23 protein-coding genes are annotated in these 23,815 nt (G+C 43.5%); 3 read left to right on the forward strand and 20 right to left on the reverse strand.

What is annotated here, in order from left to right; all coding sequences use genetic code 11:
- The first annotated feature begins 21 nt into the window (after positions 1–21).
- Complete coding sequence (locus tag J7Q78_RS02915; RefSeq protein WP_208422827.1) at positions 22–918, forward strand: DUF368 domain-containing protein; 897 nt, start codon at positions 22–24, stop codon at positions 916–918.
- A 137-nt stretch (positions 919–1,055) separates the two neighbouring features.
- On the opposite strand, the gene cbpB is transcribed toward J7Q78_RS02915, so the two are convergent.
- The 4 genes from cbpB to murI all read right to left on the reverse strand — a co-directional run bounded on the left by cbpB (position 1,056) and on the right by murI (position 4,311).
- Positions 1,056–1,547: a cyclic-di-AMP-binding protein CbpB gene (gene cbpB, locus J7Q78_RS02920; protein WP_208422828.1), complete on the reverse strand. Its 492-nt coding sequence runs from the start codon at positions 1,545–1,547 to the stop codon at positions 1,056–1,058.
- Between the two features lie 98 nt (positions 1,548–1,645).
- A complete protein-coding gene (locus J7Q78_RS02925; protein ID WP_154243267.1) occupies positions 1,646–2,167 on the reverse strand; it encodes a metallophosphoesterase family protein in 522 nt (173 codons plus the stop codon).
- A gap of 115 nt (positions 2,168–2,282) precedes the next feature.
- Positions 2,283–3,500: an XTP/dITP diphosphatase gene (locus J7Q78_RS02930; protein ID WP_208422862.1), complete on the reverse strand. Its 1,218-nt coding sequence runs from the start codon at positions 3,498–3,500 to the stop codon at positions 2,283–2,285.
- Positions 3,484–4,311, reverse strand: a complete 828-nt coding sequence (gene murI, locus J7Q78_RS02935; RefSeq protein ID WP_208422829.1) for a glutamate racemase — start codon at positions 4,309–4,311, stop codon at positions 3,484–3,486. Before murI ends, J7Q78_RS02930 begins: the two co-directional genes overlap by 17 nt.
- Before the next feature lie 188 nt (positions 4,312–4,499).
- Between murI and J7Q78_RS02940 the strand changes: the two genes are divergently transcribed.
- Positions 4,500–5,216: a YslB family protein gene (locus J7Q78_RS02940; protein WP_235688038.1), complete on the forward strand. Its 717-nt coding sequence runs from the start codon at positions 4,500–4,502 to the stop codon at positions 5,214–5,216.
- Between the two features lie 164 nt (positions 5,217–5,380).
- On the opposite strand, the gene dltD is transcribed toward J7Q78_RS02940, so the two are convergent.
- The 8 genes from dltD to J7Q78_RS02980 form a co-directional block, all read right to left on the reverse strand.
- Positions 5,381–6,649: a D-alanyl-lipoteichoic acid biosynthesis protein DltD gene (gene dltD / locus J7Q78_RS02945; protein ID WP_208422830.1), complete on the reverse strand. Its 1,269-nt coding sequence runs from the start codon at positions 6,647–6,649 to the stop codon at positions 5,381–5,383.
- A 1-nt stretch (position 6,650) separates the two neighbouring features.
- The gene (dltC, locus tag J7Q78_RS02950; RefSeq protein WP_154243263.1) at positions 6,651–6,887 is read right to left on the reverse strand and encodes a D-alanine--poly(phosphoribitol) ligase subunit DltC; all 237 of its coding nucleotides are present in this window, start codon (positions 6,885–6,887) and stop codon (positions 6,651–6,653) included.
- 29 nt (positions 6,888–6,916) lie between these two features.
- Entirely contained in the window at positions 6,917–8,125 is a 1,209-nt protein-coding gene (dltB, locus tag J7Q78_RS02955) for a D-alanyl-lipoteichoic acid biosynthesis protein DltB (RefSeq protein WP_208422831.1), read from the reverse strand.
- Complete coding sequence (gene dltA, locus J7Q78_RS02960) at positions 8,118–9,644, reverse strand: D-alanine--poly(phosphoribitol) ligase subunit DltA (protein ID WP_208422832.1); 1,527 nt, start codon at positions 9,642–9,644, stop codon at positions 8,118–8,120. The genes dltB and dltA overlap by 8 nt, the downstream gene beginning before the upstream one ends.
- Before the next feature lie 18 nt (positions 9,645–9,662).
- Complete coding sequence (locus tag J7Q78_RS02965; RefSeq protein ID WP_154243260.1) at positions 9,663–9,812, reverse strand: teichoic acid D-Ala incorporation-associated protein DltX; 150 nt, start codon at positions 9,810–9,812, stop codon at positions 9,663–9,665.
- Positions 9,813–9,960: 148 nt separating this feature from the next.
- Positions 9,961–10,272, reverse strand: a complete 312-nt coding sequence (gene trxA / locus J7Q78_RS02970) for a thioredoxin (protein WP_154243259.1) — start codon at positions 10,270–10,272, stop codon at positions 9,961–9,963.
- 437 nt (positions 10,273–10,709) lie between these two features.
- On the reverse strand, positions 10,710–13,073 hold the full coding sequence (locus tag J7Q78_RS02975) for an endonuclease MutS2 (protein ID WP_208422833.1): 2,364 nt from the start codon (positions 13,071–13,073) through the stop codon (positions 10,710–10,712).
- Between the two features lie 60 nt (positions 13,074–13,133).
- A complete protein-coding gene (locus tag J7Q78_RS02980; protein ID WP_154243257.1) occupies positions 13,134–13,673 on the reverse strand; it encodes a CvpA family protein in 540 nt (179 codons plus the stop codon).
- Positions 13,674–13,865: 192 nt separating this feature from the next.
- Here J7Q78_RS02980 and rnhC point away from each other — a divergent pair, with 192 nt between their 5' ends.
- On the forward strand, positions 13,866–14,789 hold the full coding sequence (gene rnhC / locus J7Q78_RS02985; protein ID WP_208422834.1) for a ribonuclease HIII: 924 nt from the start codon (positions 13,866–13,868) through the stop codon (positions 14,787–14,789).
- A 187-nt stretch (positions 14,790–14,976) separates the two neighbouring features.
- Here rnhC and J7Q78_RS02990 read toward each other — a convergent pair whose 3' ends face one another.
- From J7Q78_RS02990 to J7Q78_RS03025, 8 genes are all read right to left on the reverse strand, one after another.
- Positions 14,977–15,288, reverse strand: a complete 312-nt coding sequence (locus J7Q78_RS02990; protein WP_154243255.1) for a DUF1292 domain-containing protein — start codon at positions 15,286–15,288, stop codon at positions 14,977–14,979.
- A 28-nt stretch (positions 15,289–15,316) separates the two neighbouring features.
- A complete protein-coding gene (gene ruvX / locus J7Q78_RS02995; RefSeq protein WP_154243254.1) occupies positions 15,317–15,754 on the reverse strand; it encodes a Holliday junction resolvase RuvX in 438 nt (145 codons plus the stop codon).
- The gene (locus tag J7Q78_RS03000; protein WP_154243253.1) at positions 15,754–16,014 is read right to left on the reverse strand and encodes an IreB family regulatory phosphoprotein; all 261 of its coding nucleotides are present in this window, start codon (positions 16,012–16,014) and stop codon (positions 15,754–15,756) included. The genes ruvX and J7Q78_RS03000 overlap by 1 nt, the downstream gene beginning before the upstream one ends.
- Before the next feature lie 194 nt (positions 16,015–16,208).
- Positions 16,209–18,851, reverse strand: coding sequence for an alanine--tRNA ligase (gene alaS / locus J7Q78_RS03005; protein ID WP_208422835.1), 2,643 nt, complete (start codon positions 18,849–18,851; stop codon positions 16,209–16,211).
- 250 nt (positions 18,852–19,101) lie between these two features.
- Positions 19,102–20,091 carry a hypothetical protein gene (locus J7Q78_RS03010; RefSeq protein ID WP_235688039.1) on the reverse strand — a complete coding sequence of 330 codons (990 nt, stop codon included), beginning with the start codon at positions 20,089–20,091 and terminating at the stop codon, positions 19,102–19,104.
- Between the two features lie 25 nt (positions 20,092–20,116).
- Positions 20,117–21,472 (reverse strand): DEAD/DEAH box helicase, encoded by a 1,356-nt coding sequence (locus J7Q78_RS03015; RefSeq protein WP_154243250.1) that lies wholly within the window; start codon positions 21,470–21,472, stop codon positions 20,117–20,119.
- A gap of 47 nt (positions 21,473–21,519) precedes the next feature.
- Positions 21,520–22,470 carry a DHH family phosphoesterase gene (locus tag J7Q78_RS03020; RefSeq protein ID WP_154243249.1) on the reverse strand — a complete coding sequence of 317 codons (951 nt, stop codon included), beginning with the start codon at positions 22,468–22,470 and terminating at the stop codon, positions 21,520–21,522.
- A gap of 3 nt (positions 22,471–22,473) precedes the next feature.
- Positions 22,474–23,796, reverse strand: a complete 1,323-nt coding sequence (locus J7Q78_RS03025) for a DRTGG domain-containing protein (RefSeq protein WP_154243248.1) — start codon at positions 23,794–23,796, stop codon at positions 22,474–22,476.
- Between the last annotated feature and the right edge of the window lie 19 nt (positions 23,797–23,815).

A 23,815-nucleotide genomic window follows, 5' to 3' on the forward strand; every position in this document is an offset into this window, starting at 1 on the left:
ATATAAAAAGGAGAACCGCTTATGCCACTTATTGACGCACTCAAAGGCGCCCTAATCGGCGTTGCACTCGTAATACCTGGTCTATCCGGCAGTATTTTCGCCGTTATTGTTGGTCTTTATGAACCACTTCTGGCGGCTATTACGCAATTCAAAAAAGATTGGCGCCAAGCAATTGGCTTTTTATGTCCAATCGGAATTGGCGCCGGCGCTGGCGTCTTGCTCTCTACCAAAATCATTCTCTGGTTATGCACTGCTTATCCACTAGCAGCCTATAGTTTCTTTATTGGACTTGTCGTCGGTAGTCTGCCATTTATCTGGCGGAGACTCGCCGGAGTCAACTGGCAAAAAGTATTAATCGCCATCATTTGTGGGACCATCATGCTTCTGTTAACCCAGATGGGTGGCCACCAAAGCGAATCCGATATCGCGATCAAACAACTCACTACCCTCCAAGACTTTGGCACGTTACTATTTGCCGGCTTCTTCTCAGTGTCACTCATGCTTATCCCGGGGGTCTCCGGTTCCATCATGCTAATGATTGTGAAACAATATGGGACCGTTTATCACGCTGTCAGCCAATTGCTCGACTTAATGGTCTACCTCGTCACCGGACGCTTATCACAAGCAACCGAAGCGTTCAAAAGTGTTGCGCTCCTCTTGCCATTCATCATCGGAGCCGTCATCGGAACCGTGCTCGTTGCCAAATTAATGCATTATCTATTAGCACACTTCGTCGAATATGTTTACGCCGGTGTGCTCGGCGTTGTCGTTGCCGCCATCTGGATCCTCGCCCAAACCGGTGTCGCACCAGCATGGCCAGCTTTAACAACCACTACAGCACTACTAGGTTCAATCGTATTAATCATCGCCATGATTATTTTAGGAACAATCGCAACAATCTATTTCGATAAAACATAAGCAATGTTCCAGAAATTAGCACGCAGTTCATAATAAAAATTATTTCATCCGCTAAAAATTAGTATCGCTTAATCATTTTGGTTGGCGTTCACAAATTTAGTTCGCCCCTTTCTCATCAATTAATCGCTTTTTGATTTTTAATCATTATTTTTGACCATTTCATCGATTAGCGGCTTGATTTGGTATTCTTTTTCGATATTGTGCGCAACTCGGTTGAAACTTTTCATCATTTCGCGCCGAGTGACAATCCCTGTAAATTCCCCTTCATCGGAAATCACAGGGAGGTAAGGATGGTCCACTAAAAGATGGAGTGTTTCTTCAATATCATATGGATCTTTAATCGTCACGACATCGGTTTGCATGACATCTTTAACGGTTAGTTTCCGCAGATTTTCAAAACTGAGATTATCTAATCCCAGCATTGTCTCAGTTATTAACGGCATCGTCAACATCCCTTTGAACTTTGAATGGTTATCTAAAACCGGAATACTGGAATATTTCACCGTTGTTAGTAGGATAAACGCATGTTCCAAGGAGTTGCTTTCTTGAACACTCGCAACAACCTCACCCGGGATTAAGAAGTGTTCTTTATTTTCTAATAATAAGTTCGAAAATGCATCTGAAATCATCACTTGGCCTCCAATCAACTAATGCTACTTTTAGATTGTACCAAAGAGCAACCATATAAGACCATCCATAGCGACTAAACTTTGGATAGTCTTTAGAATTAGGCCCGTTTAAAGGTGAAATGTAACGGCGAGACAGGTTCGAACTGACGATTGTAGTATTGAACTTGATACTGGTCAGAAGTGACATCTACTACGGCATACGTCCCTTTTAAATCACGGAATTGCCCACGTGGTTGGGCAATACTGCCTGGGTTTAGAAGCAAGACCCCTTCATGCATTTCACAAGCCAATTGGTGGGTGTGACCGTAAAATGCCAGCTTGGCCTGCTTTTCTTGGGCAGCTAATAAAAGACGCATTAAATCATTATTGACCCCATACAAGTGCCCGTGGGTTAAGAAAATTCGTTCATTGGTGCCTGGTATCACCACCTGTGCTGGGAATTGTCCATTGAAATCCATATTCCCTTGTACAACAATCATGTGCTCAAACAAGGAATCATCGGTTGCTAATTCCGAATCCCCACAATGGAGCATGGTAACTGGTTCAGCTTGATAATGTGCCACTAACTGCACAAGAATATCGCGATCACCATGACTATCACTCACAATAACAAAACGCAATACTAAACAGTCCTTTCCGCGCCAAGAGGCGTTGTTTTTTTGCGATTCTCAATGACCGGTGAATTGTGATTTTAAAACCAACTTCCGCAGGCAAATCACCGGCTGTTTGCGTACGCTAATCTTTGAGCCATTCTTTCCATTGATCTTTTAGGTTCTCAATTGCTTTTGCGCGGTGGCTAATTTTATTTTTCTGTTCCACCGTGAGTTGTGCCATCGTTGCATCTAGTTCTGGAACGTAAAAAAGCGGGTCGTAGCCAAAACCGTTATCGCCACGTGGAATTCCTAGAATCTGGCCTTTCACGTTGCCTTGAACGACGAGATCTTCATCTGGTCGGTCTGGTTTAGCGAAGACCAATGTTGTATGGAAGGTTGCGGTCCGCTTTTCCGCAGGCACCCCGGTTAATTCGTAGAGTAACTTCGCATTATTGCCAGCATCGTTATGATCTCCGGAAAAACGCGCAGAATAAATCCCTGGGCGACCACCTAATTCATCAACCATTAGCCCAGAATCATCTGCTAAGACCGGTAAATGTAAGATGGCTGCGATTTGGTCAGCCTTTAAGCGGGCATTTTCTTCAAATGTCGCCCCGGTCTCATCAATGGTTGGTAATTCTGGGTAATCCAATAATGTCTTGATCTGGATCCCCTCCGCTGCGAAGACGGATTCGAATTCGCGCGCCTTGCCTGGATTCTTCGTAGCAATCACAATCGTTTGTTCATCGGTATCGGTGACTTGGATATTCGGGCGAACGGCACGTTCGAAGCTGGCTTGCCGTTGCTCATTCGTTCGGGTCACGCCTTGGCTCGCACGCAATATGAGTTCGTTAAATTCACTACTGTTGACTGATTGTTGTCCGCCCAGTTCAAGGGCGATAATTTGTTCCTCTGGCGTGGCCACCATTGTGACTAAGCTAGTTGCTTGGTCACTTTCAGTGGCGTCTGGGTCAACGAGTGACGTACCAGTGACCATTGCTGCTGTGACGGCTGCAGCTACTTGTGTAGGCCGTTTGTCTTTTGGTAATAAGGTTAATGCGCAATAAACAGCGTTAAAAAGCTCTGCTAGTAAGCCCCCGCCATCTTCAAGACAAATCACGCTGATGGTGAGTGCTTCAGTTACCAAAAAGGGCTGCAACGTCGTTTGCAACCATTCTAATTGATATGCTGTTACACCATTGCCGGTAATTTGCAAGGCCCCCTCTGTTGGTTGGACAGCGGCGAGCACTTTGGTATCACCGCGTTGCCATAAGACAGAAGCGGGTTGTTGTTTTAAAAAGCGCCAAGTGACTTGCACTGGCCGTAAATCATTAGCAGCACGATTATTCATTCGGACCATCATTTTTTTCCTCCTCAATGATAACATGTTGGGCTTCAAGGGTTGGGATTGCTAACCATTGACGCGCGATTGCTTCGAAATTCGTAACGGAGCCGGTCGTATAGGTGTGCAGTTGGCCCGCTGTTGTATCGGTCACCAACTGATGACGCTCTTGTAGCGCCTGCACTAAACTATCAACCGCCGCCTGGGCGGGGTCAACCAATGTGACTGCCGGTCCCATTGTCTTTTGAATCGCCGCGGTTAACAATGGAAAGTGAGTACAGCCGAGAATCAGCGTATCAATGCCGGTCCCTTTCAATGGTGCGAGGGTTTCGTCAACCGTGTTTTGCACAGTTTGTCCACTCAATTGATTCGCTTCAATCATTGGGACAAAAGTGGCAGCAGCCAAACTTGTGACGTGGATCGCTGGTTTGAGGGCCTTTAGTTGATAGGCGTATGCCCCACTATTAATCGTTCCGGTCGTGGCAATCACCCCAATATGCCGGTTACGGGTCGTCGCCAATGCTGTTTGGCTCCCAGGTACAATCACCCCGATAACAGGCATCGTCAATTGAGCTTGCAAATCGGGTAAGGCCGCAGCCGTTGCGGTATTGCAGGCGACAACCAACGCTTTAATATTTTGTCGCCGTAGAAAATTGGTCATCTGCCACGCAAATTTGCGCACGGTTTCCGCTGGCTTTTCACCATATGGTAGGCGCGCTTGATCCCCAATAAAGACCATATCTTCGTTTGGGAGGCGTTTGAGCGCCTCTTTTAAGAGGGTTAGGCCCCCAACACCTGAATCCATAAAACCAATGGGTTGTTTTTGCATATTAGATTTCTCTTTTCATTTCAGGATACACTCGTAATCTCTATTTTCTCTTTTTTCGGTCCAAAATTCAACTAAAACAACGGCCCCGTCTAGCAATTCACAGTTAGCGTTAATTTTTATAAAAAATAAAGAGTTTTCGCGGTATAATAAGAGTACTTATAAAAAACGATCTATAAAGGAGTACCATTGTGACTCAATCACGCTACGAACAACTCGCCCAAAATCCCCAAACTGCATCATACCTGACACAAGCAACCTTACGCGACATCTTATTACCATCAATTCTGGGGGCCGAAAATGATGCCATCAGCTATTGGGCCGGTAAGCAACTCGCTTTACAATTCCCGCTCAATTCTTTTGAAGACCTTTACGCCTTTTTCGAACAAATCAATTTCGGTCACCTGAGCCTTAAGAAACAGAAAAAAGACCAATACTTCTTCGAATTGACTGGTCCAATTGTCATTTCACGGATCGCGGATTTCGATACCCCTGATTTCCAATTAGAAGCCGGCTTCATTGCCCAAATTCTCGAACAACAATTACAAATTGTTACTGAAGCCAAGGCAACCATTGAAAATAAAAAAACCGTAACGATTTTTGTCCAAACGGATTCCAAAGCCCCGATTGAAGACGAAGCAGGAGCTCCAATTCATTTAACGACTCCCGCACCACAAGCAACCGCAAACCCGGAACCAACTATCCAAACCGTGGTCACACAGACGACGTCAGTTGAGCCCCTGGAAGAAGAACTTGTCCCCACGCCAAAATCCACCCAAGAAACTTCGAATGTCCCAGAAACGGTTGCACCTAAAGCTACCCCAATGCCCGAAGAAATCCCACACTACACAAGAACGCGGGTGGCTGACTTACCAAGCCGGCGTGAAATGCATCGTAAGCGTAAATAAAAGGATGCTATCAATCGAGGATCGCCGATTGATGCGCGTCGCCTGAGCGAACATCTTTTAACAAACAAAAAAGGGGCGGAACAAAATTAATTTTGTTCCGCCCCTTTTTGAATACCTAGCTGATTTAACCTGTTTCTTAAGCCCTACTTGGTTCCAGTCGCACGCTAATCAAATTCATCGATATTATCGCCACTGACGTTTTGCCAGTCGCGACTTAAGAAGTCGTTGGTCGTGTGATAGTGCACGGCTTTTGCTTTTTTCGTCTTCATGAATGGTTGGAGTCGTTGGTCCACTTTCAACCAACCACGCCAGCCAAGATGAATTGTATCTTGCATGAAGAATTGTTCGCCACCATCGTTAGTCATATCAACAATATTGTTGAAGCCTTGCGTTTTCAATTGATATTGAATCTTCTTATCAAAACGGTTCAACATGGCTTGTGAGAGCCCAGTATAAGCAGCCCACCGAGCATTAACTGGTGGAATGATGAATTGAACGGCCACTTTATGTTCTGCAAAGTAGTCTAACATCAATTGAAAATCGGCAAATTCAGGCGAACTTTCATAATTAAAGTGACTTTGTTCACCCTTCAATTTATCAACATTGGGTTTAACCCGCTTTTCGTAAAAACTATTTTGAATTCCAAACGGATTATCACTCGTTGCTTTTTGCCCTAGTTCCGTTGCAACTTGATCCAATCGCATGTTATCAGGCCGTCTTGGTAACACCTTCAAGCCTTTGCGTAATTCTTGTTCACGACCACGAATGAATAATTGACTAAAGAGTTGATCTTGATGTTGTAATGTTGGGCGTTTCACATTATTAATGTATACTTTTTGCGTCTTTGTTAAAGGTATGCCTAACGCCTTATTTTTCAATGCATCCCGCATTATCCCGTTGGTTGTATCACTTGTAAGTTCTAGAATTCGCTTGGCTGCATACCGCGTACTTTCAGAATCCTTCGCGTGAATTAAGAAATAAGTGGTTTGTAGTGGTGAATAAAAGAAATCAAACATCTCAGGTTTTACCCCTTGTGGTACAAACCATTGTGGCGAAATAACGACGACGGCCTTTTTACCATTCAAATGATTACCAGTCGCTTGAAGTGATAAAAAGTGCGTCAACGACTGCGTCCCTGGTGCCCCTAGTAAAAATGGCTTATTTTGCCAATTATACTTATTTGCCATAACAGATGGATGTAACGCGTCCATTCGCGATAGTTCGGATGAGCCAATCATCGGAATGTAGTTAGCGTTAAATGCAACATCTTTGATGGCTTCCCCTTTGAGGACATTGGCTGATAAAGACGTCGCCGCTGTCGACAACGTCTTTTCGCTAGGTCGGCCTAATTGAAGAGGTGATAGTAATAAGGCGATTAAGCAGAGACCAGCCACTAAAACCGGGCCGAAAATTTGCCATAAACGTTTAAACATTTTATTGCAATTCCTTTACGCGCGCAATAATTTTGTTAGGCGTTGACCATGCTTGACGATCGAATTCTGAAACAGGCACTTCGATATCTAATTGACCTTGTAATTCAAGCAACATTTGCACGGTTGCCATCGAATCTAATGTTCCTGATTCGAATAATTCCATATCCATATCGTCTTTAATATCATCGTTCCCTGTTAAATCTGCTAAAATTTCTACTACTGTCTTTTCTACGTCCATGATTTAATCGCTCCTTTAATGTGTAGGTCCTAGTGGAACCATAAGCGGTCCAAAAAGCCTGAGAAAATTAGAAAACTGAGACAAACGGTGTTAAACGTTGCAAAAATGGCTAGGTAGTTCGTCCACCGGTTGCTAATAATATGAGCCTTGTGTTTCTTCTTGAACCGTAACCAAACATCGGTCAGGATGATCCAGATGGCATGGAACAAGCCGTAAACAATGTAGTACCATGTTAACCCATGCCAAAAGCCCATCAATAAGAACAGCGTTAAGTAACCGAGGTTCGCAATAAGGACCTTATTCTTGGTAATCTTATGCTTCATCAAGAAGAACACTAAGCGCATGTAAATGTAATCTCTAAACCAGAATGATAATGTCATATGCCATCTATTCCAGAATTCTTTAATATTGGGTGATGCGAATGGTTTGTTAAAGTTAATTGGGGTTTCAACTCCCATCACATAACTCGTCGCAACAGCGAATAAACTGTACCCAGCAAAATCGAAAAACAAATACATACTATAGACATACATATACCCGACAAGCCCCCATGAGATATCAAGGAAGCCGCCGCGACTTGCCATTGCTAGATGCGCAACTTTAGGCAGTAACACGGTCCCGAACAAGTACCCAAGCATAAATTTATACACAAACCCCAACATAAAGTTGTGAACGGCTTTGCCCAGTAAGTCGAGATAATGGTCACGATCAGGAACTTTTAGATAATCTTTTTTGAAACGCCGATAACGATCAATTGGCCCTGATGAAATCGTCGGGAAAAATAGCATGAATTGTAAAAATAACCATGGTTCAAACTTTTTAATACTGCCATCCCGGGTTTCCATAATCATCCCGACTGACTTAAAGGTCAGATAACTAATCCCCAAGAACCCGAGAATTGAATTGCTACCCGGGTTTAAAAATGGCACGAACTTGACAATCACTAGCGGCATAATCGCTAGGATGACGGCCAGATCGAATAACCACGTATGATTGTGCTTTTGCCGATAAACGGTATAGCCCCAAATCAGCGCGCCTTCAAACAGGACGTAACCAATTAAGGCGATTCCCTGGTGAACCTTATCCCCGTCAAAGATCAGGATCAAAAAGAGCAGTGAGACAAGTGTCTCATAAATGTGCCAACGTTTGCCGTTAAGTAGACCAATCACTAACGGCATTAACGCCACACCTAGAATAAGAAAATAATTCGGATTCGCATATGGTTGTAAATTAGGCATTGCCATTAACCTCTTTAATCAATGCTTTGCGATCAATCTTCCCATTGACGGATAATGGTAATTTTTCTTGATAGACAAATCGTTGCGGAATCATGTAGTCCATTGTATTTTCAGCAAGTTCTGCTTTTAACGTCTTCGTTAACTCATTCCCCGCTTCTTGGCCATCAGCTGGCACAACGTAGGCAATCAATTGCGTAACTTGATGGGCTTTATTGTAACGCGGTACGGTGCATGCTTGATGAACTGCTGTTAATTGGCTTAAGTGATGGTCGATTTCCTCTAGTTCAATGCGATAACCGTGCATCTTAACTTGGAAGTCAGTCCGTCCTTTATAAAAGAGTAAGCCATCTTCATTTTGAGTGACCAAATCACCTGAATGATAGAAGCGACGGCCATCTTTTTCGAAGAAGGCGGCGGCTGTCTTTTCGGGATTGTTCAAGTAACCTTTTGAAACACTTGGACCACTGATTAAAAGTTCACCAGGTTGACCGGGTGTGACTGGGTTATTTTGTTCGTCCACGACGACGGTTTGCGTATCAGGTTTCGTGTACCCGATTGGGAGCCGATCATAAGTTGCTAAGAGTGCGGCCGTAATTTCGATGCTCGTCATCGCAACCGTTGCTTCAGTCGGTCCATAAGTATTGAAGATTTGTGCATCACCAAACCGTTCGCTTAACTTCGTCGCTGTTTGATGCGTTAACTCTTCCCCACAGAAAACAAATTGTTTCAATTCTGGGAAATGTTCACTATCAAAGGTTGGTGACAATAAGCAAATTTCAGCAAACGATGGTGTTGAAACCCACTCGTTCACCTTAAGCGTTGGCAGAACTTGAAAGAGCGTCTTAAAATTGTCCGTCACAGCCTTTTCTAAAACGACGAGAGTTGCCCCTGAACATAACCCGGGGAATAAATCCATAACTGATAAATCGAATGAGTATGGTGCTTGGATTAAAACACGGCTGTTGTCGGCAACATTGAAGGCTGGGTTGGCCCAATCAACAAAGCTTTGCAAATTACTTTCACTAATTTGAACGCCTTTGGGTAACCCAGTGGTCCCAGACGTGAAGATGATGTAGAAATTCTCATTCCCTTGCACACTTTGGCTAGCATCATAATCGGTTGCCCCATTTGCAATCACCTCTGTTAATTGTGCTTTTGCAAACACGGGCATATTAACATCGATTGCTGTTTCGCCGGCCCATGATAGGACAGCAGCCGGGGTGGCGACTGCTTCAATCTGTTTGATCCGCGCCGGATCTGAATGTTGTTCAACCGGAATATAAGCATGACCGGCTTTAACAGCCCCGAGAAAAGTTGCCACCATTTCGAAGTTTTGACCACCGAAGACAATCACGGGAGCCTTAGCTGGTAAGGCTTGACTTTGAATGAAATGCGCAATGCGGTCTGAAGCAGCCTTTAGGTCGGCGTAAGTGTGTTGCGTCGTCCCTAATTGATAAGCCACAGTTTGTGGTTGATCAATTGCAATTGCATCAATTTGTTGAATGATATTCTTTTTCATTTTAACGCCGCTCCTTCATTAGAATTCATTGTAGATAAATTTAGGACTACCAATACCACTATAATCATATAAATAAAGTAAAATTAATAGAATAACAAAATAAATTATGGTTTTGCCAATGAAATTGACGGCCGGTTTATTCCAAAAATTAATTATTTTTTGACCCATTTTTCACCATCTCTTTTTCCCTCGTTTTGATTTTCATTATTTTGTTCATCATTAAAGTTACCACAATGTTTATTAAACAACCACTAACATTTTTGTCACACACTGTCACATAAAAAACACCCACTAATTATAGTCGGTGTTTTCATAATTAGTCGGTGTATTGTGCCAAAATTGTTTCTAGTTGTTCTTTATTATGGAACCCGGTAATTTTTTCAACAACTTGACCATCTTTTTTTACCACTAACGTTGGAATCGCCATGATTCCGAAATTCGCAGGCGTTTTTGGATTAGCATCCACATCCATTTTACTAAATTTAACTTTGTCGTTTGTTTCTGCCAATGATTCGATAACCGGTGATTGCATGCGACAAGGGCCACACCAAGTTGCCCAGAAGTCTGTCAAAACAACACCACTCTTTGTTTCTTCTTCATAATTTTTATCTGTTAATACTTGAACCATCACTATTAATCCTCCATTTAATTGCGTAAAATATATTATCTATTATGATACGCCTATCGTGGCTAAATAACAACTTAACTCGCTCATTATTCGTTACAGGCGGCCGATTTTACCGCCTTTTAATTTAACAAAAATAACCCCCCCAATTCTAACCAGGCAAGCCTGACGAAAATTGGGGGGGGTTTAGTTTGGCGATGAAAACGTGCTTTTTAAAGCTGATTCTTGTGCTTAACTTCGTATTGCAAACGATCGACTTCGGCGGTCATTCACAACACTGTGTTAATGCTCAGAGTCAAACCGTTTTAAACGCACTCTGTTCTAAAACGTGCTCTGGCAGGCATATTTCTGTGCTTAACCAAATTTGCCAAATCGGCGATTGCATCGCCAATTCGTCAAACCCAGTTAATGCTCAAACTATAAACGCCTGCCATCGCACTCTATTTGAATGTTACTATCGTCGCACCATTGCCGCCTGCATTTGCTGGGGCGTATTCGTATTTCTTTACTTGGCGATTGTTTTTTAGGTAATCTTGAACCCCTTGGCGGATTGCGCCGGTCCCTTTTCCGTGGACAATTGTCACTTGTTGGTAGTTCGCCAACAAGGCCGCATCGACGTATTGATCAACTTCGGCCATTGCTTCTTCGTACCGTTTACCGCGTAAATCGAGTTGCGCTTTAACGTGGCGGGCACCACCGCTTTTAACAGTTGTCACATGCCGTTGTGGCCGATTATCTTCAACAACTTTTTGTTTTTCGAGGTCTTCACTAGCAATCTTCATTTTGATAATGCCCATTTGAACTTCCCAATTCTTGGCATCGATTTGGCGCACTAATGTCCCCCGCTGACCATATGAAGTAACCAGCACATCATCGCCTTCTTTAAGGGCTTGACGGCGTTTGGCCCGTTGAAGCACTTTGTTTTTCTTCAAGGTTGTTTCTTGATGCAGTTGACCTAATTCAGACTTCGCATCAATTAATTGATTTTCCTTAATCTGGGTCCCTTGATTCATCTGCATGTCCCGCAACTTAGCAATCACTTTATCTGCTTTGACCTCAGCCTTTTCGACGATTGCATTCGCTTTTTCTTTAGCTTTCGTCATTTCGGTTTCACGGTCCTCGAGGAATTGTTGATAAGCAGTTGATAACTGTTGATGTAATTCAGTGGCTTCTGTCAATTCATGACGTAAAGCATGGTATTCCGTTTCAGCTGCCTTGCGTTGATTTTCAAGATCAGTAATCATATTGTTTAAATCTTGGCTTTCATCGTCCATCAATTGTTTGGCTTGTTGCACAATCGCGCTTGGTAGGCCTAGACGAGTTGAAATATCAAACGCGTTACTGCGACCAGGAACCCCAATCAATAAGCGGTACGTTGGTTGCAGGGTAGCAACATCGAATTCCATGCTGGCATTAATCGTTTGGGGACGGTTATAACCGTAAATTTTTAATTCAGGATAATGGGTTGAAGCAACCACATCAGCCCCAACAATCCCAATTTGATCCAAGATCGCAATCGCTAAAGCCGCGCCTTCTTGTGGATCAGTTCCTGCCCCTAGTTCATCAAGCAAGACTAAACTCCGATTATCAATATGTTGGAGAATCTGAATGATATTTTCCATATGGGCTGAGAACGTACTCAAGTTTTGTTCAATCGATTGTTCATCGCCAATATCGGCAAAAATATCTGAGAACACACCGACTTGACTCTCTTCACGCGCGGTAATGAATAATCCGGATTGGGCCATTAATTGGACTAACCCCAATGTTTTCAACGTAATGGTTTTCCCACCAGTATTCGGGCCAGTCACCACAATGGCTTGGTAATCCGCACCAATCGCGATATCGTTGGCAACGACTTTTTCCGCGTCAATTAATGGGTGGCGTGCTTGTTTAAGTTCGACATGGTTCTCTAAATTAATTAAAGGTTCAGTTGCCTTCAATGTTTTGGCAAGTTGGGCCTTAGCGTTGACGAAATCAAGTTGGCCCAGCAATTCAGCATTCGCTAAAATATTGTGGCGTTCTGGCACAATCGCTGCAGATAACTCAGCCAAAATCCGTTCGACTTCCTGTTGTTCTTCAATTTGTAGTTGACGCAAGCGGTTATTCAATTCCATGATGGCCTGTGGTTCCATAAATAGCGTTTGGCCACTAGCACTTTGATCATGCACAACACCACCGAATTGACCACGGTATTCTTGTTTAACGGGAATCACATAACGATCATTGCGAATCGTGACGATCGGATCACTTAAATATTTGGCTTTAGCCCCATGTGTATAGTTCGCCATCCGTGATCTGATTTGGCCTTCTAATTGTTTTAACCCAGTTCGTAAGCCACGTAACTTGGTGGAAGCCGTGTCTAAAACGGCCCCATCGTCAGCGACCGAACTTCTAATTTTTTCAGTTAGTTGCGGTAAAGTTACCAATTGTGCGACTAACTCTGGTAAGGCTTTTAAAGTTAGTTCATCTTTTTCTAAGTCATCAAAGAAACGAACCGTCGCAGAAGTAGCACGTAAAACCCGCCCGAGTTGTGCGAGTTCGGCACCATTTAAAGTGGCCCCGATTTCGATTCGTTTTAGGTGCGGACGAATATTATCTAATTGTGGCAAAGGAATGCCACCCTTTAGCCGTTCAATATCGACCCCATCTTTGGTCTGATCCAAACGTTCTTGAATCAATACCGCATCGCTAGATGGCGTTAGTTGCATGATTTGCTCTTGACCAAACGCCGTGATGGCATGGCTTTGGAGCATTTGTTTAATTTTATCGTATTCCAGTGTTTGTAATATTTTATGATTCATTTAAGTTAACTCCTTCTAAAAAAGGGGCGACTTCCGTCAACCCCAACTGCACTATTCACTTTAGCCAGCAACCCACCAGTTTGTCACCTGTGATGTGAGAACTGGTGTGTGTAAGACAATGACGCGCGCAACGGTCGAGTTTTCCAATGTCTTCTGTAAGCCGTCGACTGGCACTAAGGCCACCACGTATAGGAGTAAAAAGATGCCTACATAAACGACTAAAAAACTTAAAAGTCCCCCTGCCGCCTTATTAAATTGCTTCAAGCCTGGCATATAGGTCAATGAATTCAACAATAATCCGATTAACCGGACTAGCAAGCCGCCAATAAACATCACAAGTATAAAGGCGACACCAATATAAAACGCATCATCGAGTGATAAGCCAATACTCTTTTGGAAAAATGCAAAATAGCTGTTTTCAGTTGCCGATGGATATGGCACCAGTAAACTTAGCTTAGGACCTAATGATCGGCTCATCGCTTGAGCAATCCAAAAGACGATGAAGTAACCAATCGTGTAGACGGCTTGCATGATAAAGCCCCGTCTAACTCCCGTGTAAATAGCATATAACAACATTAAGATAATAATTAGACTTAGCATGAGTTCCCCTTAGATACGCGTTTATGGCGTAGATGTCTGGTTTATAATTTTTGAATATATTTGAAACATGCGCTGGATGTCGCACTTTAATTTTATTTGCTAGTTCAACTGAACTATTTTATCATGAAATAAGGGAAAGTGGCAATTTTACTCCGAATCTCTTCATTTGCCACTCATTAAGGAGCTAAGTGTATGCAAGCAGTCATCAAAGTGACACCCTCACAATTAACCACCATTCAAAAAAATTATCCGACTAACCGTCAATTGCCACCAGGAGCCGTTTTTGCGCATCAAGCCAATGGTCTGAGTATTACCGGTTATCGTTCCGGCAAAGTATTATTCCAAGGCGCCAATGCCGAACAAGAAGCTGCTAAATGGGGCCTTGCTGCTCCTAGCAAAGCAAAAGCGACCAATCGCGCTAAACCAAAAGCGCCCAAAGGTGATGTTTTGCCAACTGATTTTGCCAAATGGTCCGTTTTAGGTTCAGATGAAGTCGGTAACGGGAGCTACTTCGGTCCGCTAACCATCGCGGCTGTGTACGTCAGCCAAGAGCATCTGGCATTCGTCAATAGCCTAGGTGTTGCGGATTCCAAAACGCTAAGCGACGCACAAATCGACCAGATGGCGATTAAAATGATGGCCAAACTCCCCTATCACATCGTCAACATTATGCCGGCTAAATACAATGAAGTACACGCGACAATGAACATCGAAAAAATGAAGGCCATCAGCCATAATTTTGCGCTTCTCAAAGTCTTACAAAAAATCCAACCTGAAAAACCCGCTGGTATTCTAATTGATCAATTCGAACCTCGCGGTGTTTACTACAACTATTTAAAGAATGAGCCCGTCGTTTTACGCGATAACGTTTACTTCTCAACCAAAGCAGAACAATTTCATCTAGCCGTGGCTGCTGCTTCAATCCTAGCCCGTCATCAAGCCAACCAATCAATGCTTGAATTATCTAAAAAAGCTGGCCGCCACATCCCACTTGGTAACCATCAAGCAGTCAACCAAATCGCTGCAGATTTACTCGCAAAAGGCGGAATGGCTTACCTTGGCGAATTTGCTAAGTTACATTTCATTAACACAGAGAAAGCACAGAAATTATTATAGCGTTTATTTAAAGCGAGTTACCGCCAAGCCTTAGCAGCTACTTAAAAAAGCGTCTCAACACCTTACAGGGCCACCACGTATAAAAAGGGTTACCGTCGCAATTATTAATTGCGGCGGTAACCCTTTTTTAAAGTTAACGGCAAACCAGATGGCCACTAAGTAAAACCTTCTGTTCGCTGACACATATCTAGTTCATATTGTCGTCTGCCAAAAATGTGTTCAAGACTTCTTCTACCATTTCCCATTCTTCATCGTCTTCAATTGGGAATAAATCACCTTCGCTAGCATTACCAGCATCGTCAGACGTGAATGAGAAAGCCTGAATATCTACTTCTTCATCTTCTTCAGCACTGGTTGGGTACAATAACACATATGATTTACCGTAATCTTCAGAATCAAATGTAAAGAGTACTTGGTATAATTCTTCGTTACCTTGATCGTCAATTAGTGTAATTTGTTGTTCTTCATCTTGGTGGATGTTCTTGTTATCTTCAGTCATTCATCAAAACTCCTTAATTGTTTTTTTATTAGCCTTGTGTTAAGCGACCATGCGCGTCCAAGTAGTTCTGCAAAATCATCACTGCAGCGAGTTTATCAATCACTTGCTTGCGTTTCTTCCGTGACGTATCTGCTTGTTCCACTAACATGCGTTCAGCCTGAACCGTTGTTAGGCGTTCATCGATGTAATCAACCGGAATCTCTGGGAAAAGTTCATTCAGCATTGCCCCATATTCTTGCGCTTTAAGCGCCCGTGGCCCAATTGAATTGTTCATATTCTTGGGGAGTCCCAAAACAAAACCGGTCACTTGATGTTCTGCAACCAATTCTTTCACGCGGTCTAACCCAAATTCTGATTCATCTTCATTGATGCGAATAATCTCAACTCCTTGGGCTGTCCAGCCCAATAAATCACTAATCGCAATGCCAACCGTTTTTGATCCAACATCAAATCCCATTAAGCGCATTATTTAATCGTTTCCTTATCCAAATAATTTTTAACTAATTCCTCGATAATTTCATCACGTTCATGCTTGCGAATTAAATTACGAGCATCATTATAGCGCGGGATGTATGCTGGATCACCGGACAACAGATAACCTACAATCTGATTAATTGGGTTGTAGCCCTTTTCTTCTAATGTCTGATAAACCGTCGTTAATGTTTCATGAACATTCTTAGGACTATTTTTACCAAAATCAAAATGGACTGTTTTATCTAGATTCATCTCTCAACACCTCAACTTTTCGCTACTTATACAACCATATTCTACTCGAAAATAGGACAAAGTACAACTCTCCTCGCTTAGCAGAATACGGATGGAAGATAACTATAACATATTTTGCCAAATTGATTAATAAAAAGGCCAAAAAAATAACGGGATGGCAATCAATTAAAAATTGACGCCAATCCCGTTATCCATTAAGCATTCGCTAAAGCTGTCTTAGCTGCTGCCAAAGCAGCTGCCATCCCAGCGGGGTTCTTCCCACCGGCTTGAGCCATATCTGGACGGCCACCACCACCGCCACCAACGAGTGGTGCGATTTGTTTAATCAAATCACCGGCTTTAATACCGGCTTTAATCGCATCCGGTGCCACCGCGACAATCAAATTGACCTTGTCACCCGCAACTGTTGCCAGAACTAAGACGTCTGAGATTTGTTTTTGTTGCCATTGATCCGCTAGTTGCCGTAATTCGTTCATACCGGCCACTTTCGCATCGGCAGCCACTAAACGCCATTGGCCAACTGTTTCGACATTTTCGAAAACATTGCCAGCTTGTTGTTGAGCAAACTGTGCTTTGAGTTGTTCATTTTCTTTTTGTTCTGCTTTTAAATCAGATTGTAGTTGTTGAATCTTCTTTGGTAAATCCTTGGTTTGAGCAACTTTCAATTCACTTGCTAATTCATTTAACAAAGCTTGTTTGTCATTCAAATACTCGAAGGCCGCCTTTGAAGTCACGGCTTCAATCCGACGGGTCCCAGCACCAATTCCTGATTCACTTGTAATCTTAAACAAACCAAGATCAGCGGTGTTGGCAGCATGCGTCCCTCCACAAAGTTCCATTGAGTAATCACCAATTTGAACAACCCGGACTGTCTGACCGTATTTTTCGGTAAAGAGTGCAATTGCCCCCATTTGTTTAGCCGTTTCAATATCGGTTTCAACCGTCTTAACTGGTAAGGCTGCCCAAATTTTTTCGTTTACAATTTTTTCTACCGTAGCTAATTGATCAGGTGTTACTTGGCCAAGGTTCGTAAAATCAAACCGTAAATAGTCAGGTTCAACTAGTGAACCAGCTTGATGCGTGTGTTCACCTAAAACATCCCGTAAGGCTTGATCCAATAAGTGCGTCGCGGTGTGGTTCTTGGTAACACCGCCTCTGAAAATTGGGTCAACAGCTAACACGTAATGGACACCATTAATCATTTCTTTGCGTACTTCAACTGTGTGTAATGGTTGCCCGTTTGGGGCGTATTGCACGTCAGTCACTTTAGCAACCACTTGCCCAGCTAAGTTCTTGATAATCCCTTGATCGGCAACTTGGCCCCCCATTTCCGCATAGAATGGCGTTTGTTCGAAGATTAATTGAGCAGTCCCTCCTTTAATCATCTGTTGTTCAGCGTTATCTTGTAAGATGACACTTAGCCTACTTTCAGTTTCAAGCGCCGTGTAACCGGTAAAGGTACTTTCGACCTTAATATCCATTAAAAGTTCGTTTTGCATCCCCATTGATTGTTCATCACTGCGGGCATTGCGGGCACGGGCTTTTTGTTGCGCCATTTCACTTTCGAAACCTGCTTGATCAACCGTTAACCCTTCATCTTCAGCGTATTCAGTTGTCAATTCGATTGGGAAACCGTACGTGTCGAATAACTTGAAGGCATCTGTCCCAGAAATTTCACTTTGCCCAGCAGCTTTGACACTGTCAATCGTTTGATTCAACAAGCGTAACCCGTCATTCAAAGTTTCTCGGAAACGATCTTCTTCCGAACGGATTACTTTTTCGATGAATGCCTTTTGTGCTAAAACATCTGGGTAGTAACTTTGCATAATTTCACCAACAATTGGTACTAACTTATACATGAAAGCATCATTGATGCCTAATTTCTTACCATTGAGGATGGCCCGGCGAATTAAACGGCGCAGCACATAGCCACGGCCTTCATTGGCCGGCATTGCGCCATCACCAATTGCAAACGTAACCGCTCGCGCATGATCAGCAATAATCTTGAATGAAATATCATCAGCCGCATTTTGACCGTATTGTTTATGGTCACTCATCTTAGCCGTTGCATCGATAAGTGGCATGAATAAATCAGTCTCAAAGTTCGTTGGGGCTTCTTGAATCACTGAGACAAGCCGTTCAAGGCCCATCCCCGTATCAATGTTCTTGTGCGGTTGCTCAACATACTCACCATTTGGTAAATGGTTAAATTCTGAGAACACAATGTTCCAGATTTCAAGGTACCGTTCGTTTTCGCCGCCAGGGTAATTTTCAGGATCATCTTCACTGACATTGTTAAAACGCTGACCGCGGTCGTAAAAGATTTCTGAATCGGGGCCACAGGGACCTTCACCGATATCCCAGAAATTATCTTCGACTGCCACAATGTGGTCTTCTGGTAAACCGACTTTTTCACGCCAGATACGGTGCGCATCCTGATCCTTAGGATAGACCGTCACGTATAATTTTTCAGGGTCGAAACCAAGCCACTTGTCGCTCGTTAAGAATTCCCAAGCCCATGGAATCGCATCTTCTTTAAAGTAGTCACCAACAGAAAAGTTACCAAGCATTTCGAAGAACGTATGGTGGCGAGCTGTCTTGCCAACATTTTCGATATCGTTTGTCCGAATACTCTTTTGTGCATTGGTAATCCGTGGATTATTCGGCACAACGCGCCCGTCAAAATACTTCTTTAAGGTTGCAACCCCTGAATTAATCCATAATAATGTGGGATCATCATCTGGAATAAGGGAAGCACTTGGTTCAACATCATGCCCCTTTTCTTTAAAGAAATCTAAGAACATTTGGCGCACTTGGGCGCTAGTTAATTTTTTCATCGTGTTTGCTCCTCCAAAAAATAAAACACCGCTGCAATTTCAAGGACGCAAAAGCGCGGTACCACCTTGATTGCAACGATGTTAGTCGTTAACCTCTTTATGAGTTTTATTGAATTGTTTGTGGTACTGGGGAGCACGTCAACCAATAACGGCGCCTTCTCTCAGTCTAGAAAGGCATTCCTGTGTCCGCTAGTTCGTTGGGTATATCCCAGCACTTCCAAAGTATAAAAAAGATTCACTGAATTGTCAACTAATCCAAGGTAACGGTAATCGCGGGACGATAGTAACACTGCAGCGTTGTATTGCCCAATGCCGCTGTTTGCATCCCTGATTCATAAGCCGGTGCTTCAGGTAACCATTGCTCCAAGCTATACCGTCCGCCCGTCACACAAGATCCGCCTTTATAAACGAGTGGATCTTGTGTCATTTCATACGCGTCAGGTGCTGTTGCTTGTAAGCCAAATGGCATCTGCTGATGTTGCGCGGGTCGTGGTAAGTGATTGCCACTTAGCCATAACGTCTTACATCCTGCACCTTTGAGCCATTCATACTGGTCAACGCTAACCAGATCAAATCCGCGCCGGCGTAATATCTGCCGCAGTTTGCTTTCATCACCATTTGTTTTTTCAAATACTTGGTAACAATCTGGTCGCCCACCTACTTGTAAAATCAGGTGCGCACTTACCAAGATTGTAATTGAACGTTGCTTTCGCCGCGCCTGAAACAAAGTGTTCTGGATTTCCGCCAAAAACTGACGCCCGGCTAATTGGTTCCCCTTAAACCGGCCCGTTATCGTTTCATACGTGCCTTGGAGTAACCATTCACTTGGAATTGGCGTTTGCGCCACTAACATCGGTGCCATATTAACCGAACGATATTCGGATGTCATCTGGTCAACATATCGATCAACATCCGCTTGCGTGGTCCAAACTAAGCCTTGATCAGCCGGCAATGAACGTTTAGCTTGGGCAAACCATTCACTCGGGGCTAAATAGGCTGCGCCGGCTTGCCATCCAAGTTGCACATTAGCTTGACCGGGAATAAAAATAAACTTCTGTCCGGCTAAACGGGCACTATAAGTTTGGAAGACTTGCGTACCAATTGTCGCGGTCTCGCTTTGAATCGCTTCAATCGGTATCAGTGGGCTAACAAAATAGCGCAACACCTGTCCAAAATTAGCGCGTCGTGCTTCTTCGGATAACGATAACCAGTTCAGTAATTGCAAGTCATTTTCATGCATCACAGCCACCTCAATTATGAATTAACTAGCTATTTTGCTTTTTATTTTGACGTTTCTTTTCGCGTAATTCAAGTCGTTGTTCAATCCGTCGTTTCTTTTGCGCATCTTGTTTAATGGCAGCTTTAATCTTTTTCTTGTAACCTGGTTTGCGTTTCAGTTTGGCCTTTTTGACCATTCCTTTCATGCCGACATCTAATTTATGCGTTGTTGCCACCCGTTTTTTACGACGGTTACGGTCATAGGATGTGACCAATTCGCCATCTTTAAATGTCTTCGGTGTGAACTTGATGCCCATTGCTTCAATTTGGGCAACGGCTTGCTCATCATCCGGGCCATAAAGCGTAATTGCCGTTCCTTTAAGCCCATTCCGACCAGTCCGCCCGACCCGGTGAATGAAGAATTCCAAATCTTCACGCGGGATTTCGGCATTAATCACCATACTAATCCCTTCAATATCAATCCCCCGGGCTGCTAAATCAGTTGCCACAACGTATTGATAATCTAGATTATGGATTTCTTTCATGATACGTTTTCGTTGGCGTGGTGGAATATCGCCGTGAATCTTAGCGACTTTCAAGCCTTGTGATTGTAAGTAATGGTGGATGTCATCAACCTTACTCTTCGTATTAGCGAAAACCAATACCATAAAAGGATGCCCCATCGTTAATAATGAATAAATTGTTTGGTTAAGGGCTTTTCCCTTTGTTGGCACTAACCAATTGTCGATTGTTGGGCTAATCACGGTTTCGTTTTTAACCTCTTCAATCACGGGATTATGCATGTATTTTTGTAAAAAGGGTTGTAACTTATCAGGAATCGTTGCCGAAAAGACCATCATCTGTAAATCTTCTGGTAAACGACTCGCAATATCATCCACTGGCTTCAAAAAGCCCATGTCAAGTGTCATATCTGCTTCATCAATGACCAAGAACTGCGCTGTATAAATCTTAAGCGCTTTGCTCTTAATTAAATCTAAAATGCGTCCCGGGGTCCCAATCACAATCTGGGGTTGATGTTGTTCGAGTTTTTCAATTTGCCGTTGCTTATCAGTCCCACCAACATAGCGACCAATCCGAATATCACCAGGCATGTGTTGGGTGATTAATTCAGCTGCCGTATAGATTTGATAAGCCAATTCCCGACTTGGGGCTGTGATGACGATTTGGACTTCATCTTTTTCAGGGACCAGTTTGTTTAAAAGGGGTAACAAGAACGCGTGGGTTTTCCCGCTCCCTGTTTGTGATTGACCGATAACACTTTTACCAGCGTTGATGGCTGGAATCACACGCCGTTGAACCGCCGTGGGTTTTGTAAAGTGCATATCGTCTAAAGCCGCGATGATTTCGGGTTTTAGGTTAAATTGTGTAAATTGATTATCCATAAAGACCTGCTTTCTATTGTGTGCATCCGATAAATCTGGATTTGTATCTATTCCGTGTACTGAGCAGCAAGTGTTGATAATTCAGCAATAATCACATCGATTTCTGCTTGATCAGCTGCTTTGGCGCCACTGGCGAGGGGGTGTCCCCCGCCATCATGGTGTTTCGCTAATTCGTTAATGATGGGACCTTTTGAGCGGAAATGGACGCGGTACGTATCATCTGCTTGTTGCACGAAGATGACCCACGTCAGCACCCCTTTCAAACGACCGGGCGTCCCAACAATCGAGTGTACTTGTTGGGGATCAACATGTAAACGTGCCTGTGTTGCACGATCGACAACCAAGTAGGCAACTTGTTGAGCATTGACTTGGAGCTGATCGAATAAGTAGCCTTGTAATTTAGCTTGTTCCAATGTGATTTCGTTCATCTTCTGATTGAGCTTATCATGATGAATATCAAACGTCATCATTTGTGCAGCACATGCCATGGTGTGCGGGCTCGTTGAATTAAACATGAACCGGCCTGTGTCCCCAACAATTCCGGCATATAAAACCCGGGCTGCCGCTTGGTTGAATTGCAAGCGACCGTCACTGTTATTAACGATGTCGATGATGATTTCTGAGGTACTTGAGGCATCCGGTAATACCCAGTTTAAGTCACCATATGGATCATCATTAGGATGGTGATCAATTTTAATTAACGCAGCCCCTAAGTTGAACGTCTCACCGCTGATTCGAGGTGCGTTAGCCGTATCAGTGACGATCACTAATGCGTCTTGATAAGTAGCGGGGTCAATTTCTTGAACGTTCGCTAGCCATGCCAAGTTCCCAGTATCGCTACCGACTTGGTAAATGGTCTTGTCTGGATAGCTGTTGCGAAGCACTTCAGCTAAACCAACTTGGGAGCCAATCGCATCTGGATCGGGATTGACATGGCGATGAATAATAATTGTTTGGTAGGCTTCGATTTTAGCAATAATTTGTTCTGGAATTGTCATTTATTAACCTCTTTCTAAGAGTTGGCCGGTGACGATAGCCTTAGCCACAATCACATGATTGGCATAAACATCGACATCAATTTTAGCTGAGCGCCGTCCAATTTCAAGCAAGCGCGGTAAAATCTGAATCTGCGTGTCGATTTGAATCAACCGTAAGTAATGAAGATTGATCTGTTCAATCATTGAATAGCGCTGGTGTTGCGCCTGGAGCATCTGTTGGCACGCTGCCGAAACCACTTCGGTCAATACCCCAAACGAAATTGTGCCTAAGTTATTCGTCATCTGTGGCGTCACTTCATATTCATATGCCGCCGTATAAAAATCTGGAACCGTTTCACTAGGGCGCAGTGGCTCGACAATCTGATCATAAAATGTCTCTGCGACTTGCGGTTGGCGTTGCGCCGTTTGCATATTACTCATGACATCTTGGCGAGTAATTACCCCTTCTAGTTCTAAATTGTCGGCCACCACCGGCATGACTTCTAAACTATTCCAAGTCATTGAATGGCCCACGCTAGCAACACTCATATATTTTTTAACACTCGCAGGTTCCTTGGTCATGACTTTATCCAAAGTCATGGTGGCCGGTTTATCTAAAATATCCTTCACCGTCACAATCCCAACAAGCCGCATATGTTCGTTAACAACTGGAAACCGCGATTGTTTTACCGCCGCACTCAATTGCTTATAGTCAGCCACCGTTTGATTAGCACGTAACGTATGGATTTCAGCAAGTGGGTGGTAAATATCAGCCACTGTTGTGATTTCTTTTTTAATTAATTGATCCGTCAAAGCCCGGTTAATCAATGCCGCCACTGAATAGGTATCATAGGCGGTTTGTAAGATTGGTAAGGCCAAGTCGTTGGCCAATGCAATGACGTCCGCCGAAGTCCCAAAACCACCGGTGATTAGAACGGCAGCCCCATTTTCAAGTGCTAAGCGTTGCACATCCGTCCGATCACCAACAATCATCAGTGACTTCGGCGTAATGTAGCGTGTGATGGCATCGATTTGCATCGCACCAATCACAAACTTATCCAATAACTTAGCTAAGCCGGCTTGGCCACCAAGAACCTCGCCGTCAATTACTTGAACAATTTCTTCGAAGGTCAGATTTTCAATCTTCCCCTTTAACTTCTGTTCAATACGGATGGTCCCAACCCGTTCAATTGTACTAACGAGGCCATTATTTTCCGCCGCTTTAATTGCGCGATAAGCTGTTCCTTCACTTACCGAGAGTGTTTTGGCAATTGAGCGCACCGAAATCTTGTCACCAATCGGTAAGTTTTCGATATACATTAAAATTTGATCATGCTTAGTTGCCACTCAATGCCACCACCCTTTA

The organism is Latilactobacillus fragifolii (genome assembly GCF_905332535.1).
In the GTDB taxonomy this organism is placed as follows: domain Bacteria; phylum Bacillota; class Bacilli; order Lactobacillales; family Lactobacillaceae; genus Latilactobacillus; species Latilactobacillus fragifolii.

Coding starts and splice junctions, on each gene's coding strand:
- dltC (WP_154243263.1), bottom strand. CDS start 6,887: ATGGACGTAGAAAAGACAGTAGTAGAAATTTTAGCAGATTTAACAGGG.
- J7Q78_RS03015 (WP_154243250.1), bottom strand. CDS start 21,472: ATGGATAATCAATTTACACAATTTAACCTAAAACCCGAAATCATCGCG.
- J7Q78_RS03000 (WP_154243253.1), bottom strand. CDS start 16,014: ATGAATCTAGATAAAACAGTCCATTTTGATTTTGGTAAAAATAGTCCT.
- dltA (WP_208422832.1), bottom strand. CDS start 9,644: ATGAAAAAGAATATCATTCAACAAATTGATGCAATTGCAATTGATCAA.
- J7Q78_RS03020 (WP_154243249.1), bottom strand. CDS start 22,470: ATGACAATTCCAGAACAAATTATTGCTAAAATCGAAGCCTACCAAACA.
- J7Q78_RS02975 (WP_208422833.1), bottom strand. CDS start 13,073: ATGAATCATAAAATATTACAAACACTGGAATACGATAAAATTAAACAA.
- J7Q78_RS02930 (WP_208422862.1), bottom strand. CDS start 3,500: ATGGTCCGAATGAATAATCGTGCTGCTAATGATTTACGGCCAGTGCAA.
- cbpB (WP_208422828.1), bottom strand. CDS start 1,547: ATGATTTCAGATGCATTTTCGAACTTATTATTAGAAAATAAAGAACAC.
- rnhC (WP_208422834.1), top strand. CDS start 13,866: ATGCAAGCAGTCATCAAAGTGACACCCTCACAATTAACCACCATTCAA.
- J7Q78_RS03010 (WP_235688039.1), bottom strand. CDS start 20,091: ATGCATGAAAATGACTTGCAATTACTGAACTGGTTATCGTTATCCGAA.
- J7Q78_RS02990 (WP_154243255.1), bottom strand. CDS start 15,288: ATGACTGAAGATAACAAGAACATCCACCAAGATGAAGAACAACAAATT.
- murI (WP_208422829.1), bottom strand. CDS start 4,311: ATGCAAAAACAACCCATTGGTTTTATGGATTCAGGTGTTGGGGGCCTA.
- J7Q78_RS02915 (WP_208422827.1), top strand. CDS start 22: ATGCCACTTATTGACGCACTCAAAGGCGCCCTAATCGGCGTTGCACTC.
- dltB (WP_208422831.1), bottom strand. CDS start 8,125: ATGCCTAATTTACAACCATATGCGAATCCGAATTATTTTCTTATTCTA.
- alaS (WP_208422835.1), bottom strand. CDS start 18,851: ATGAAAAAATTAACTAGCGCCCAAGTGCGCCAAATGTTCTTAGATTTC.
- J7Q78_RS02965 (WP_154243260.1), bottom strand. CDS start 9,812: ATGGGTCAAAAAATAATTAATTTTTGGAATAAACCGGCCGTCAATTTC.
- J7Q78_RS02980 (WP_154243257.1), bottom strand. CDS start 13,673: ATGCTAAGTCTAATTATTATCTTAATGTTGTTATATGCTATTTACACG.
- trxA (WP_154243259.1), bottom strand. CDS start 10,272: ATGGTTCAAGTATTAACAGATAAAAATTATGAAGAAGAAACAAAGAGT.
- dltD (WP_208422830.1), bottom strand. CDS start 6,649: ATGTTTAAACGTTTATGGCAAATTTTCGGCCCGGTTTTAGTGGCTGGT.
- ruvX (WP_154243254.1), bottom strand. CDS start 15,754: ATGCGCTTAATGGGATTTGATGTTGGATCAAAAACGGTTGGCATTGCG.